The organism is Rhodococcus sp. P14 (assembly GCF_000256505.1).
GTDB classification, from domain to species: domain Bacteria; phylum Actinomycetota; class Actinomycetes; order Mycobacteriales; family Mycobacteriaceae; genus Rhodococcus; species Rhodococcus ruber.
Genome location: NZ_AJFC01000260.1, coordinates 1 through 14,094, shown reverse-complemented (window position 1 = coordinate 14,094; position 14,094 = coordinate 1). Strand labels below are relative to the sequence as shown.

Annotated in this window: 13 protein-coding genes; 5 read left to right on the top strand and 8 right to left on the bottom strand. The window is 70.7% G+C overall.

The window, feature by feature from the left end; all coding sequences use genetic code 11:
* Position 1: 1 nt before the first annotated feature.
* From OEY_RS0118425 to acsA, 3 genes are read right to left on the bottom strand one after another with little or no spacing between them, the layout of a single operon-like run.
* Positions 2–976, bottom strand: a complete 975-nt coding sequence (locus tag OEY_RS0118425; RefSeq protein WP_010595297.1) for an alpha-ketoacid dehydrogenase subunit beta — start codon at positions 974–976, stop codon at positions 2–4.
* A complete protein-coding gene (gene pdhA, locus OEY_RS0118420) occupies positions 973–1,986 on the bottom strand; it encodes a pyruvate dehydrogenase (acetyl-transferring) E1 component subunit alpha (protein ID WP_010595296.1) in 1,014 nt (337 codons plus the stop codon). The genes OEY_RS0118425 and pdhA overlap by 4 nt, the downstream gene beginning before the upstream one ends.
* Entirely contained in the window at positions 1,983–3,812 is a 1,830-nt protein-coding gene (gene acsA, locus OEY_RS0118415; protein WP_192811077.1) for an acetate--CoA ligase, read from the bottom strand. The genes pdhA and acsA overlap by 4 nt, the downstream gene beginning before the upstream one ends.
* Positions 3,813–4,078: 266 nt before the next feature.
* Here acsA and OEY_RS0118410 point away from each other — a divergent pair, with 266 nt between their 5' ends.
* A complete protein-coding gene (locus OEY_RS0118410) occupies positions 4,079–4,561 on the top strand; it encodes an adenosine-specific kinase (RefSeq protein ID WP_010595294.1) in 483 nt (160 codons plus the stop codon).
* A 145-nt stretch (positions 4,562–4,706) separates the two neighbouring features.
* Here the strand turns inward: OEY_RS0118410 and OEY_RS0118405 are convergent, their stop codons facing one another.
* Both OEY_RS0118405 and OEY_RS0118400 read right to left on the bottom strand, forming a co-directional pair.
* Positions 4,707–5,357 carry a hypothetical protein gene (locus OEY_RS0118405; protein ID WP_010595293.1) on the bottom strand — a complete coding sequence of 217 codons (651 nt, stop codon included), beginning with the start codon at positions 5,355–5,357 and terminating at the stop codon, positions 4,707–4,709.
* Positions 5,358–5,422: 65 nt separating this feature from the next.
* On the bottom strand, positions 5,423–6,376 hold the full coding sequence (locus tag OEY_RS0118400; protein ID WP_010595292.1) for an NAD(P)-dependent alcohol dehydrogenase: 954 nt from the start codon (positions 6,374–6,376) through the stop codon (positions 5,423–5,425).
* A gap of 80 nt (positions 6,377–6,456) precedes the next feature.
* On the opposite strand from OEY_RS0118400, the gene OEY_RS0118395 reads away from it, so the two are divergent.
* Positions 6,457–7,107, top strand: a complete 651-nt coding sequence (locus OEY_RS0118395; RefSeq protein ID WP_010595291.1) for a TetR/AcrR family transcriptional regulator — start codon at positions 6,457–6,459, stop codon at positions 7,105–7,107.
* 60 nt (positions 7,108–7,167) lie between these two features.
* Here the strand turns inward: OEY_RS0118395 and OEY_RS0118390 are convergent, their stop codons facing one another.
* Together OEY_RS0118390 and pyk are read right to left on the bottom strand one after the other, a co-directional pair.
* Positions 7,168–8,040: an acyl-CoA thioesterase gene (locus OEY_RS0118390; RefSeq protein ID WP_010595290.1), complete on the bottom strand. Its 873-nt coding sequence runs from the start codon at positions 8,038–8,040 to the stop codon at positions 7,168–7,170.
* Positions 8,037–9,458, bottom strand: coding sequence for a pyruvate kinase (pyk, locus tag OEY_RS0118385; protein WP_010595289.1), 1,422 nt, complete (start codon positions 9,456–9,458; stop codon positions 8,037–8,039). Before pyk ends, OEY_RS0118390 begins: the two co-directional genes overlap by 4 nt.
* A 289-nt stretch (positions 9,459–9,747) precedes the next feature.
* On the opposite strand from pyk, the gene OEY_RS0118380 reads away from it, so the two are divergent.
* Complete coding sequence (locus OEY_RS0118380; RefSeq protein WP_010595288.1) at positions 9,748–10,182, top strand: MerR family transcriptional regulator; 435 nt, start codon at positions 9,748–9,750, stop codon at positions 10,180–10,182.
* Positions 10,183–10,250: 68 nt separating this feature from the next.
* Here OEY_RS0118380 and dps read toward each other — a convergent pair whose 3' ends face one another.
* On the bottom strand, positions 10,251–10,790 hold the full coding sequence (gene dps / locus OEY_RS0118375) for a DNA starvation/stationary phase protection protein Dps (protein ID WP_010595287.1): 540 nt from the start codon (positions 10,788–10,790) through the stop codon (positions 10,251–10,253).
* 406 nt (positions 10,791–11,196) lie between these two features.
* Here dps and OEY_RS0118370 point away from each other — a divergent pair, with 406 nt between their 5' ends.
* Together OEY_RS0118370 and OEY_RS0118365 are read left to right on the top strand one after the other, a co-directional pair.
* Positions 11,197–12,639 (top strand): alpha,alpha-trehalose-phosphate synthase (UDP-forming), encoded by a 1,443-nt coding sequence (locus OEY_RS0118370; protein ID WP_010595286.1) that lies wholly within the window; start codon positions 11,197–11,199, stop codon positions 12,637–12,639.
* Positions 12,640–12,731: 92 nt separating this feature from the next.
* Positions 12,732–14,094: cytochrome P450 (locus OEY_RS0118365; protein ID WP_010595285.1), on the top strand; the 1,363-nt coding region annotated here is incomplete at its 3' end.

The window sequence follows — 14,094 nt, the reverse complement described above, 5'->3', positions numbered from 1 at the left end:
CTCAGTTCTCGCCCGTCAACGCCAGCACGGCGGCGACGATCTTCTCCGGTTGCGGGATCGCCGCCTGTTCCAGGTGCCGGGCGTAGGGCACCGGCACCTCTTCGCTGCACACCCGGGCCACGGGCGCGTCCAGGTCGTAGAACGCCTCCTCGACGATCCGGGTGGTCACTTCGGCGGCGAGGCCGACGCTGCGCCAGCCTTCGTCGACGACCACCACCCGATGGGTGCGGCGGACGGAGTCCACGACGGTGGCGGTGTCGAGCGGACGCAGCACCCGCAGGTCGACGACCTCGGCCTCGATGCCGCTGCCCGCGAGCGTTTCCGCGGCGGCGAGGGCCTTGCCGACGGTGCCGCCGTAGGCGACGAGGGTCACGTCGCCGCCGGGCCGGAGCACCCGCGCGCGGTCGATGTCGACCGGTTCGTCGGGGTCGACGTCGGCGGTGGTGTTGTAGAGCAGGGCGTGCTCGAACACGACGACCGGGTCCGGATCCGCCAGGGCGGGGGCGAGCATTCCGCGGGCGTCCTGCACGGTTGCCGGGGCCAGGACCCGGATGCCGGGGATGTGTGCGTACCACGCCTCGAGGCTGTGCGAGTGCTGCGCGGCCAGTTGCCGTCCGGCCCCGGTGGCCATGCGGATCACGATCGGCACGGAGAACTGGCCGCCCGACATGTGGCGCAGCGCGGCGGCGGTGTTCACGATCTGATCGAGGGCGAGCAGGCTGAAGTTGACGGTCATGATCTCGACGACGGGCCGCATCCCGCCGAGGGCCGCCCCGATGCCCGCGCCGACGAACCCCAGTTCCGACAGTGGGGTGTCCCGGATGCGTTCGGGTCCGAACTCCTCGAGCAGGCCCTTGGTCACGGCGTACGTGCCGCCGTACCGCCCGATGTCCTCCCCCATCAGGAACACTCGCGGATCGGTGCTGAGCGCGTCGTGCAGGGCGGCGCGCAGGGCTTCGCGATAGCTGAGTTTCACGGCGCCTCCCCGGCCGGTGTGGTCACATCGCGCAGGAGGTCGGACTCCGGCTCCCAGGTGCCGGCCTCGGCGAAGGCGACGGCGGCGTCGACCTCGGCCGTGGCCTGCGCGTCGAGGTGCAGGAACTGTTCCTCGGTCAGCAGATTCAGCGCCTTCAGCCGCGCGGAGAACGTGTGGATGGGGCCGCGTTCCTTCCAGCGTTCGACCTCGGCCTTGTCCCGGTAGAGTTCGGGATCGAACATCGAATGGGCGCGGAATCGGTAGGTCTGGAACTCGACGAACATCGGTCCGCCGGTACTGCGGACGTGGGAGACCCCGGCCCGGGTCGTCTCGTGGACGGCGAGCACGTCCATCCCGTCCGTCCGGAGGGTGGGGACACCGAACGCGGCGGCCTTGGCGCACAGGTCGGTCTGCGATTCGGACCGGGCCAGGGCGGTGCCCATGGCGTACAGGTTGTTCTCGCAGCAGAACAGGACCGGCAGCTGCCACAGGGCCGCGAGGTTGAGCGCTTCGTGGAACGCGCCCTCGGCCATCGCTCCCTCGCCGAAGAAGCAGGCGGTGACCCTCGGGGCCGACTGCATCTTGTCGGCCAGCGCCAGGCCCACCGCCAGCGGCAGGCCGCCACCGACGATCGCGTTGCCGCCGTAGAAGCGGGTGGCGGCGTCGAACAGGTGCATCGACCCGCCGCGACCGCGGGAGCAGCCTTCCTGCTTGCCGAACATCTCGGCCATGATCGCGTTCATGGACAACCCGTGGATGAGGGCGTGCCCGTGTTCACGGTAGGTACCGACGACGGTGTCGCCGCGATCGAGTGCGTGCAGGGCCCCGACTGCCACGGCCTCCTCCCCCACGTACAGGTGCAGGAATCCGCGGATCTTGCCGGCGCCGTAGAGTTCGGCGGCCTTCTCCTCCATCCGCCGGATGCGCAGCATGTCGGCCAGCAGCCGGAGCGCGAACTCGCGGTCGTAGGGGAATCCGGCGGCGTGAGCGCCGATCCGGTCGCTGGTCATCCGGCCACCTCCGGGGTCTCGAGCGTCGAGGTGTCGCCTTCGGCGAGGCCGAGTTCGCGGGCTTTGAGCAACCGGCGCAGCGTCTTGCCGCTGCGGGTGTGCGGCAGCGAGTCGACGAAGGTGAGTTCCTTCGGGGCGACGGCCGCACCGAGCTTGACGCGGGCATGCCCGATCAGCTTGCGGCGCAACGCGTCGTCCGGTGCCACGCCGCGTTCGAGGACGACGAACGCCTTGACCTTCTCGCCGAGGATGTCGTCCGGCACACCGATCACGGCGGCTTCGAGGACGGCCGGGTGCTCGGCGAGCGCGCTCTCGACCTCGAACGGTCCGATGAGATGCCCGGCGGATTTGATGACGTCGTCGGCGCGGCCGACGAACCAGAAGTATCCGTCGGCGTCGCGGCGCGCGAGGTCCCCGGTGAGGTACAGATCGTCGGCGAAGCACTTGCGGTACCGCTGGTCCTGGTTCAGATAGCCGCGGAACATCGAGGGCCAGCCGGCCCGCAGCGCCAGTTCCCCTTCGGTGTCGGGCTCGGTGACCTCGTGCACGGTGCCGTCCTCGTCGCGGCGGACGATCCGGGCGTCGACCCCGGGCAGCGGACGGCCCATAGAGCCGGGCTTGATGTCGAACGCCGGTGTATTGGCGATCATGATGCCGCCGGTCTCGGTCTGCCACCAGTTGTCGTGGATGGGGAGTCCCAGCACCTCGGTACCCCACCACACGGCGTCCGGGGCCAGCGGCTCGCCGACACTGGCGACGAACCGCAGGTTCGGGAACCGGTAGCGCCTCGCCACCTCGGGTCCGGCGCGCATGAGCATCCGGACGGCGGTGGGGGCGGTGTACCAGACGCTGATCTGCTGGTCCTGCAGGATCCGGTACCACCGCTCGGCGTCGAACTCCGCCTCGTCGACGATCGAGGTGACGCCGTGCAGCAGCGGCGCGACGATGCCGTACGACGTGCCCGTCACCCACCCCGGATCGGCGGTACACCAGTAGATGTCGTCGGGGTGCAGGTCGAGGGCGTACCGGCCGGTGGCGTAGTGCGTCACGACGGCCCCGTGCACGTGCAGCGCCCCCTTCGGGGTGCCGGTGGTGCCGCTCGTGAAGTGCAGCAACGACGGGTCGTCGGCGGTCGTGGGGGTGAGGTCGGCGGCCGGTTCGGCGGCCTCGAGCAGTGTCCTCAGGTCGAGCGTGCCCGGCACGTCGGTGGGGGCGCCGCCGTCGCCGACGAGCAGCACGTGTTCGAGGGTCGGCACCCGGTCGCGCACCGCGGCGACGCGCCGGTGGTACAGCGCCTCCGTGGTCACCAAGACCTGCGCGGAGCCGAGTTCGAGGCGGGTGACCAGCGGTTCGGGACCGAAGGCCGAGAACAGCGGGGTGACGACCGTGCCGTTGCGCAGGGCGCCGAGGACAGCGATGTACAGCTCGGGGATCCGGTCGGCGAACACGAACAGCCGGTCGCCCTTGCCGATCCCGAGGTCGCGCAGGACGCGGGTGAAGCGGCGGACCCGGTCGGCGAGGTCGTGGTACGACAACTCCGTGACCTCGATGCGGCCGGTTGCGTCCCCCGGTGCGAGGAACCGGAGCGCCGGCCGGTCCCGCAGCGGGCCGTCGGCGTGCCGGTCGACCGCCGACCAGGCGATGTTGCATCCGCCGCCCGGCGGGCCCGGCATCTGCGCCGCCACCTGCTCCCACGTGAGTCGAGCGCAGGTGGTCTCGTAGTCCGACAGGTTCGGCGGAACCCGCAGTTCGCCGGCCGTCTTGCGGATCACCGCGTCGCTGCTCGTCGTCACGGCCGCTCCCTCCGTTCGCGTCGAGCCGATCATGCGCCGCCCCGGACGACCGGCATAGGGGCATTGGTCCTCACGCCCCGCATCGTGGGCGTGCGGTGCCGGCGGTCGACCCGCCCGGGTCCGAGGGAGAAAGTCCTCCGGACGGTCGGATCGGGATGCTCCGTGCCGGGACGCCCGCCGAAGGTTCGGCGGTAGAGCTTCCGTTCGGCGCCGACTGCGGGATCGTTGCCCCGAGGGGCGCGGCCGGGCAGACTGACTGGCGACGTCTGTCGGTCCGCAGGGCATCCGAGGAGGCGATCGTGGAGTTGCACATCGTGGCGATCGACAAGCCCGACGACATGAACGTCGTCGTCGGGCAGGCCCACTTCGTCAAGACCGTCGAGGATCTGCACGAAGCACTGGCCGGGGTGAGTCCTCACCTGCGGTTCGGCGTGGCGTTCTGCGAGGCGTCCGGGCCTCGCCTCGTGCGCTTCTCCGGCAACGACGACCGGCTCGTCGAGTTGGCCCGGCGCAACGCCCTGGCGGTGGGCGCGGGTCACTCGTTCTTCGTGTTCGTCGAGGACGGGTACCCGGTGAACTTCCTGAACACGTTGAAGCAGGTACCGGAGGTCTGCGGCATCTTCTGCGCCACGGCCAACCCGGTCGAGATCATCGTCGCCGAGACCGATCTCGGTCGGGGCATCGCCGGGGTGATCGACGGAAACCCGCCCGTGGGCGTGGAGACGAGCGCCGATGTCGCCGACCGCAAGGCCCTGCTGCGGACGATCGGCTACAAGCTCTGACGGCGGGGACAAGGGCCGCGGCGCGCGGAGGGTCCGTTCGTCGCCGGCCCGGGCTCGACCAGGCGGCACGTGTGTGCGGTCTTCCGGCTGTCCGGCCTCCGGGCCCGCCCGGTCACGGGTTCATCGCCCCCGCCCGGTCACGGGTTCATCGCCCCCGCCCGGCTCGCCGGTCCCCGCCGACCGCACCGGCAGCGTGCATCGCCGGCCGGTCCGGGTGGTCGTACCGCACGACGATGTCGGCGTCGGCGGCCGTCGCGGCGTCGTGCCCGAGCAGTGGCGGGATCGTCCAGCGGTCCTCGGCGGGCGTCAGCCGATCCAACGCGGCCTGCGACATCGCGAGGTGCACCGTGACGTCGAAGGCCAGTCCCCGACCGAGCAGCATGGGCCCGGCGATCGTCAGCACCTGACCGTCGGGAGCGTCGATCCGCCGCGCGCGTGCCGACCGGTCCTCCACCTCGTCCCACAGTTTCGGCAGCCACCGTCCGTTCTCCCGCAGGCCCCGGACCACTTCGCGGTCGAGCGCCCCGAAGTCGAACCAGTTCGCGCGGTAGCTCTCCTGGTCGGTGCGCCCGTGCTCGAACCGGAGCGAGGCCGGGCGCACGAAGTCGTGCAGCGACAGCACGGCCGCCGGCCGCCCCTCGACGCGCGGGCGGGCGGCCACCTGCTCGGCCAGATCCAGCGGTGCGGCCGCGTCGGCGGCGGAGATCGCGACACACACCCGTCCGTGGTGCCCGGCGGCGCGCTCGGCGATGGCGTCGGCAAGGACGGCCGGGCTGATGGGGGTGAATATCGTCATCAGCCCAGTTTCCGGCATCGCAGCGCCGCCGGCTCGGCAGCATGCTCGGCTTCGAAGTGGTGCGGTCACCCCGCCGGTCGGACGACGAGGTTGCCGACCTTGTGGCCGGAGTCCACTCGCGCGTGGGCCGAGACGATCTGCTCGAGGCCCCCGATGTCGTCGGTGACGGTGACGAGCCGGCCGGCGGCCGACAACTCCAGGAGGAACTCGAAGTCTTCGGTTCGCTCGGGCGCAGCGCCCGCCTTGACATCGGCACCGGGGCGCAGCGTCTCCCACAGGTTCGCCACCGCAAGCAGCAGAACGCCCCCGTCGGTCAGGAGCGTCCGGCCGGACGAGGGGGTGAGGTTGCCGACGGTGTCGAGTACGACGTCGAACCGGTCTGTCAGGTCGGACACCGGGGTGACCGTGTAGTCGACGACCGTGTCGGCGCCGAGTCCGGCGACGAGGCCGACGTTGGGCGTGCTGGTGACGGCCGTGACGGTGGCGCCGAAATGCTTGGCCAGCTGGACGGCGTTGGTTCCGACCGCACCCGACGCCCCGTTCACGAGCACCGAACCGCCGCGTCCCGCTGCGGCCTTGTCCCGCAGGAAGTGCAGCGCGGTGCTCCCGCCGAACAGCAGCGCCGCTGCATCGGTGTGACTGACCGCTGCCGGTTTGCGGACCACCCGCTCCGCCGCGACCGTGACGTACTCCGCGTGCGTCCCCATCGCGAGTCCGGTCATGCCGCACACCTCGTCGCCGCGGGAGTACCCGCCGACCTTCGCCCCGACCGACTCGACGACACCGGAGAAGGTGCTGCCCAGGATTTTTCGCCGGGGCCGGAACACACCGAACATCAGTCGGGCGAACGGTCCGTACCCGCTCGGGAAGCGAGCCGCGCGGATCCGCGAGTCCGCGGCCGTCACGGCCGCGGCGGCGACGCGGACAAGGATTTCCGCGTCCCTGGGGGTCGGGGTGGGCACCTCTGCGACGCGGACGACGTGCGGTGGCCCGTACCTGTCGACAACTGCAGCCTTCACAAGCCCTCCCTTACACATGTAAGTCTTGTCTGGCGACATTAGGCTTACGGCCGTAAGTCCGCAAGGGTCGCGAGGGAGACATGAACGAACGGCCGGCTCTGAGCCGCATCGGGATCATCGAAGCCGCGGTTCGCGTAGCCGACCGCGGCGGCCTCACCGCGGTGAGCATGCGTAACGTCGGGAAGGAGCTGGGTGTGGAGGCGATGTCGCTCTACCATCACATCGCCAACAAGGCCGAGCTGCTCGATGGGCTCGCGGATTGGATCTTCGCGGGAATCGTGCTGCCCGGACCGGGCGAACCGTGGCGGCGGGCGATGTTCCACCGGGCGACCTCGGCCCGGAACGTGCTCGCCCGGCATCCCTGGGCGCTCACCTTGATCGAGTCCCGCCGTTCGCCGGGTCCGTCGCTCCTGAGGCACCACGATGCCGTGCTCGGTTGCCTGCGCACGAACGGCTTCCCGGTGGCCCTGGCGTCCCACGCCTTCTCGGTCGTCGACGCATATGTGTACGGCTTCGTGCTCACCGAACTGAAACTGCCCTTTGCGGCGGCGGACGGCGCCGAGGAGTTCGCCTCGGAGCTCGACGTGCCGGCCGACACCTACCCTTACCTGGCCGAGCTGATCGGCGAACTGGTGATCGGGAAGGACTACTCGTTCGCGGACGAGTTCGGCTACGGACTGGGGCTGATCCTCGACGAGCTCGAGAACCGCCGCAGCCGGGTGGAGCACTGAGGGGCGCCCGGCGGGGACGAGGAACTGCGCAGGCGGCAGCGCGGAACGCGGTCGCCCGCGTCAGCCGCGGCGCGGGAAGTGGCGGATCAGCCCCTCCTGCACGACCGTGGCCACGAGTTCCCCCTCGAGGGTGAAGTAGCGGCCCGTCGCGAGCCCGCGCGAGCCCGCCGCGACCGGGGACTCGGTGGCGTACAACGTCCATTCGTCGAACCGGACCGGCCGGTGGAACCACATGGAGTGGTTGACGGTCGCGGCGACGATGCGGTCCAGCCCCCAGGACAACCCGTGGGTGGTGAGGATCGAATCGAGCACGGTGGTGTCGGAGCTGTAGGCCAGGGTGGCGGCGTGCAGGAGCGCGTCCTCGGGCAACGCGCCGTCGGCGCGCATCCACACCCGGTTGTGCGAGAGCCGTTCCCCGGTGCCCTTGAGGATCCACGCGGGGTCGTTGGCATAGCGCATGTCGATCGGTTTGAGGGCATTGACGAAGTGCGGCAGATGATCCTCGAAACCGGACAGGTGGTCCCCGAGCGGCGGCAGCACGTCCGGGTAGGGCACCTCCGGAACGCTCACCGCATGCTCGAGTCCCTTACCCCACCGCTGGAAGGCGACGAGCATGACGAACAGCTCCTGGCCGTTCTGGGACGCGGTGACCATGCGGTTCGCGAAGTCCCGGCCGTCGCGGTGCCGGGCCACCCGATACTCGATCGGCGCCTTGACGTCGCCACCGCGGATGAAGTGAGCGTTGAGCGCGTGCACCGGCCGGTCGCCGACGGTGCGGCCGGCCGCGATCAGTGCCTGGGCGACGAGCTGGCCCCCGAAGGTGCGGCTGCCCACCTGGGCCGGGTGCTCTCCGCGGTAGCGGTCCTCGTCGATCTGCGCGAGATCGAGCAGATCGACGAGGACCTCGAGATCGGTCGCGGTGCGACGGCTCAATGGGTGTCCTTCTCGCCGAGCCGGTGCACGTGGATCAGGTTGGTCGAGCCGGAGCGGCCGGGCGGGGACCCGGCCACGATGACGACGAGGTCGCCGCGCTGGTATCGGCCGAGGGAGAGCAGCGCCGCATCGACCTGCTGCACCATCACGTCGGTGGTGTCGACCGGTTCGACGGAGAACGTCTCGGTGCCCCAGGTCAGCGCCAGCTGGCTGCGGATGTGCGGCACCGGGGTGAACGCCAGCAGCGGCAGCCGGGTGTGCAGTCGCGCCAGGCGCCGTACCGTGTCGCCGGACTGGGTGAACGCCACCAGCGCCTTGGCTTCGAGCCGTTCGCCGATGTCCCGTGCCGCGTAGGAGATCACCCCGCGCTTGGTGCGTGGCACGTGGGTCAGCGCCGGTACCCGGGTGGGATCGGATTCCACGGCCGCGATGATGCGGGCCATCGTCCGCACCGTCTCGACCGGGTACTTGCCGACGGACGTCTCGCCGGAGAGCATCACCGCGTCCGCGCCGTCGAGCACCGCGTTGGCGACGTCGGAGGCCTCGGCGCGGGTCGGCCGGGAGTTCTCGATCATCGACTCGAGCATCTGGGTGGCCACGATGACGGGCTTGGCGTTCTCGCGGGCGATCTGGATCGCCCGCTTCTGCACCAGGGGCACCTCCTCGAGCGGCATCTCGACGCCGAGGTCACCACGGGCGACCATCACCGCATCGAACGCCAGCACGACCGCCTCGAGATTCTCGATGGCCTCGGGCTTCTCGAGCTTGGCGATCACCGGCACCCGGTGCCCGACCCGGTCCATCACCTCGTGCACGAGCTCGATGTCGGCCGGGGAACGCACGAACGACAGCGCGACGAAGTCCACGCCGAGCCGCATGGCGAACTCGAGGTCCTCGATGTCCTTCTCCGACAGCGCCGGCACCGAGATGTTCATCCCCGGCAGGGACACGCCCTTGTTGTTGCTGACCGGTCCCCCCTCGGTCACGCGGCAGACCACGTCCGGACCCTCGACGTGCTCGACGACCAGGCCGACCTTGCCGTCGTCGACGAGCAGGCGATCCCCCGGGCGCGCATCGTCGGCGAGTTGTTCGTAGGTGGTCGAGACCCGGTCGTGCGTGCCCTCGACGTCGTCGACGGTGATCCGGACGATCTCACCGGTCTTCCACACCGTCGGGCCCTCGGCGAACCGGCCGAGGCGGATCTTCGGGCCCTGCAGGTCGGCGAGGATGCCGACGGCATGCCCGCTGGTATCGGAGGCCTCCCGCACGCGGCGGTAGTGAGCCTCGTGGTCGGCGTGGGTGCCGTGGCTGAAGTTGAGGCGGGCCACGTCCATCCCGGCGTCGACGAGTTCCCTCAGGACCTCGGGGTCTGCCGTGGCCGGGCCCATGGTGCAAACGATCTTGGTGCGTCGGGTCACGCGGTCGAGCCTAGTACCCCCGCGGCGACGGCGGAGCACGGCGGGCGATCCGCAGCCGGCGGGCCGGAGCAACGCCACGGAGACGGCGGTGGGCGACGAGCGGGCCGGGCGATAAAATCTGTGTCACGTGAAAGAGATAATCGCACCGAGACGGCTCGCGACGGACGATCGACGTCCCCGCCGCCCCACCTGCAACTGTCTCCGGTACTGCAGGTTTCCTGTGGTGATCGGGTAGATTCCGGTCCACCGGAGACCGTGGCAGCGAGGACACCGAACGAGGGAACCTGGAATGGAGAAGACGAGGAAGGAGCCGGTGCCGCACCCCCGCCGCGGTGTCTATGGCATCTCGGTGGCTTCCGAGCTGTCCGGGGTCGACCCGCAGTCCATGCGGCTGTACGAGCGTCGCGGACTGCTCAGCCCGGCGCGCACCCGGGGCGGCACCCGCCGCTACAGCGACGACGACGTGGCGCGCCTGCGACGGATCAGCGAGCTCCTGTCCGAGGGCATCAATCTGGCCGGCATCGCCCAGATCTTCCGGCTCGAGTCGCATCACGCCGAACTGGCATCCCACACTGCCCGTCTCGAATCCCACAACGCGCGCCTCGAATCGCACAACGCGCGCCTCGAATCGGACAACGCGCGCCTCGAGGACGCCAACGCGCGCCTCGAGTCGGACAACGCGCGCCTGCGGGCGGCCACCGACGACAGCGCAGCGACCTCGTAACAGACGCACCGGTCGCCCGCCGGCGACCGGTGCGTAGTCGAGCAACCGGCAACCCGGCCGCCGCCCGCTCAGCGGGCTTCGTTCGCGGCCTGCTGCTCGGTGCGTGCGCCCTCGTGCGTCAGGGTCCCGGAGGCGTTCTCGAGATGGGCCCGGACGAACCACTGGAACTTCTCGAGATCCCGTGTCTGCCCGATGAGCAGATCCTCGGTGATCGGATCGATCTCCCCGACCTCCGAGATCGCCTTGCGGCAGTCCCCGATCACGCCGTCGTACACCAGATCGAGCGCGGCGAGATGCGCCTGGGCGGTGTCCCGCCCGACCGAGTAGTCGTCCCACGAACGGTCCTTCTCGATCGCGCCCGCGGTTCCCTTCGGCGACGAACCGAGGGCCGCGATGCGCTCGGCGACGTCGTCGGCGAATCCCCGGACCGCTTCGACCTGCGGGTCGATCATCTCGTGCACGCCGATGAAGTTCGGTCCCACGACGTTCCAGTGCACGTGCTTGAGGGTGAGGTGCAGGTCGTTGTAGGCGCTGAGGCGATTCTGCAGCACTTCGGCCACCCGGACCCCCTCGCTGTCGCTCAGGCCGGGGACGGTGAACTTCGCCATCTTCGATTCCTCCTACAGGCTCGTGTGTAGTACCTCCGCAGGCCGGCTCGCCGGCCCGCCGGTCGGCACGTGGGTGCCGGGTAACCCACAGTCGGGCTACCCCGTTCCCCGGGTGCCGAAACCGCCGGGCGACCGGCGCATGCACGTCGCCGCGCGCGGGACCGCGTCTGCTCGCGGGCACGCCGACCCGATCGGAGTGCACGCAGCGTTTGACAAAACTTCTGTTCTGCGAGACAGATTATCTATCGAGTGCGAGCGGAGGCGGGACGACGCGGGATCTCGGGCGCCTCGAAGCGCCTCCCCGCTCCGCCGCGAGTGATAGACAAAAACTACTTGTCATAAGTACGAGTTCGACGGCACTCGCCGGAGCGACCGGCCCCGGTGTCGAGCAAGGAGGCGCGACGCGATGACCGCAGCGGACCTGGTGGTGGTGGCCAATCGGCTCCCGGTCGACTACGACCCTTCGGCCGACGACGGACGAGGCGGGTGGCGCCGCAGCCCGGGGGGACTCGTCACCGCCCTGGAACCGGTGCTGCGCGCCGCCGACGGCGCATGGGTGGGCTGGCCCGGCGCCGCCGACGTCGCGTTCGAGCCTTTCACCGAGGACGGCATCACGATGCACCCCGTCTCGCTCACCGAAGGCGAGGTGGCCGACTACTACGAGGGCTTCTCCAACGCGACACTGTGGCCGCTGTACCACGATGCGATCGTCGCACCCGTCTACGACCGGACGTGGTGGCGGACCTACGTCGCGGTCAACCGCCGCTTCGCGGCGGCGGCGGCCGAGGCGGCCGCCCCGGGCGCCCCCGTGTGGGTGCACGACTACCAGCTGCAGCTGGTGCCGAAGATGCTGCGCGAGTTGCGGCCCGACCTGAGGATCGGATTCTTCCTGCACATTCCCTTCCCGCCTACGGAGCTGTTCCTCCAGCTGCCGTGGCGCACCGCCGTCGTGGAGGGCCTGCTCGGCGCCGACCTGGTGGGCTTCCACCTGCCCGGCGGCGCCCGCAACTTCCTGTTCCTGGCGCAGCGCCTGCTCGGGCTGCACACCAACGCGCACTCCGACCTGGACTCGTGTGTGGGCAGCGTCGACGTCGGTGACCGGCGCGTGCAGGTCGGCGCCTTCCCCATCTCGATCGACTCGGCCCATTTCGCCGAACGCGTGCAGTCCCCGCACATCCGTGAGCGGGCCGCGCAGGTCCGCGAGGAACTCGGCAACCCCGAGACCCTTCTGCTCGGCGTGGACCGCCTCGACTACACCAAGGGCATCGACATCCGGCTCGAGGCGCTGCACGAGCTGCTCGACGAGGGCACCCTCGACCCCGAGAAGGTCGCCATGGTGCAGCTGGCCACGCCGAGCCGCGAGCGCGTGTCCGCCTACGCGCAGCTGCGCGAGGACATCGAACGCAAGGTGGGTCACCTCAACGGCGAGTACGGACAGCTGGGCCGGCCGGTGGTGCACTATCTGCACCGGCCCGTGGACCGGGACGAGCTCATGGCCCTGTACAGCGCCGCGGACGTCATGCTCGTCACGCCTCTGCGCGACGGCATGAACCTGGTCGCCAAGGAGTACATCGCGTGCCGGGCCGACGGCACGGGAGCCCTCGTCCTGAGTGAATTCACCGGGGCGGCAAGCGAGTTGCGCCGCGCCCACCTGGTCAATCCACACGACCTCGACGCCGTCAAACGCGCCATCGTCGTCGCCGCCACCGAGGATCCGGCCACCGCGGCCCGCCGGATGCAGTCGCTGCGCACCCAGGTGCTCCATCACGACGTCGACCGGTGGGCCAACGCCTTTCTCACGGACCTGCGCGCCAGCGGGACCGGTCCCACCGCGGCGGCGAGCGCCTGAATCGGGCTCGGTGCGGCCGGATCACGTTTAGCGATCCGTCCGGGCGGCGATTCCTCCCGTGACCGTGACCCTGCGTCGGGAGGAGACCGCCGATGACCGGCCCCGTAGTTCAGAGCCCCTCCCCGCCTCGTGCCCGGCGGGCCTCCGCGGCCGACACCGCCCGGTTCGCCGCCGAGGTCGGCCTGCCGTTCGTCGCCGCGGGCGCCATCGCACGCCGTCGCAGGGTGATGGGTCTGCTCGAGCGGACACAGGCCGACGCGCGCATCGTCGGCACCGTCGCGCGCCTGCGCGACCGCTACGGGGACGCTCCCCTCACCCTCGCCCTGCCCGGGCGGACCCTCGCGGTGGTGCTCTCCCCCCAAGACGTCGATGCCGTGCTGCGCACCGACGCCGGGTCCTACACCGCCGCGACGGTCGAGAAGCGCGCTGCCCTCGGTCCGTTCCAGCCGCACGGCGTGCTCGTCTCGCGCACCCCGCTGCGGGAGAGGCGCCGTGCCGTCAACGAGGCGGCGCTCGACACCGATCGGGACCTGCACCGGCTCGCCACACCGATGCTGCACACCATCGAGGAGGAGGCGAACGGGCTGCTGCGCCGCGCCCGTGCGGAGGGCGGCCTCAGCGCCGCCGAGTTCACCCGGTGCTGGTGGCGACTGGTGCGCAGGCTCGTCCTCGGCGATGCGGCGCGCGACGACGACACCCTCACCGATCAGCTGTGGCGGTTGCGGTCCGACGGCAACTGGGCCTACGCCCATCCGGTGCGCCATCGGCTGCGCGACCGGTTCACCGAGCGGCTGCACGGTTACGTCGAGCAGGCTCCCGCCGGAACCCTCGCCGGCGCGCTCGGAGAGATCGCCGAACCGGCCGCGGTCGATCCGCAGGGGCAGATTCCGCACTGGCTGTTCGCCTTCGACGCCGCAGGCATGGTCACCGCTCGCACCCTCGCAGTACTCGCCACCCATCCCGAACAACGGGCGCGGGCCCGCAGCGACATCGCCGCCGCCGGCCTCGGGAGCCCCGCACCGCTCGAATACCTGCGTGGGTGCGTCCTCGACACGACGCGGCTGTGGCCGACCACCCCTGCGATCCTGCGGGATTCGACGGCCGACACGACGTGGAGCGACGAGCGCGGCAGCTACCCGATCCCGTCCGGGACCGGGTTCGTCGTGCTGGCGCCGGCCTTCCACCGCGATCGCGAGACGCTGCCGTTCGCGGACCGGTTCGCGCCGGAGATCTGGCTCGACGGCCGGGCGGACCGGTATCCCGCGCTCGTACCGTTCAGTGTCGGCCCGGCCGGGTGCCCGGGTCGCAATCTCGTCCTGTTCGTCACGAGTACCCTGCTCGCGCACCTGCTCGCCGGCGCCGAATTCACGCTGACCTCCCGGCTGACGCCGGATCCGGCACGACCGCTGCCGGCCACCCTGAACAACTTCGGACTGCAGTTCGCCGTCCGCTCAC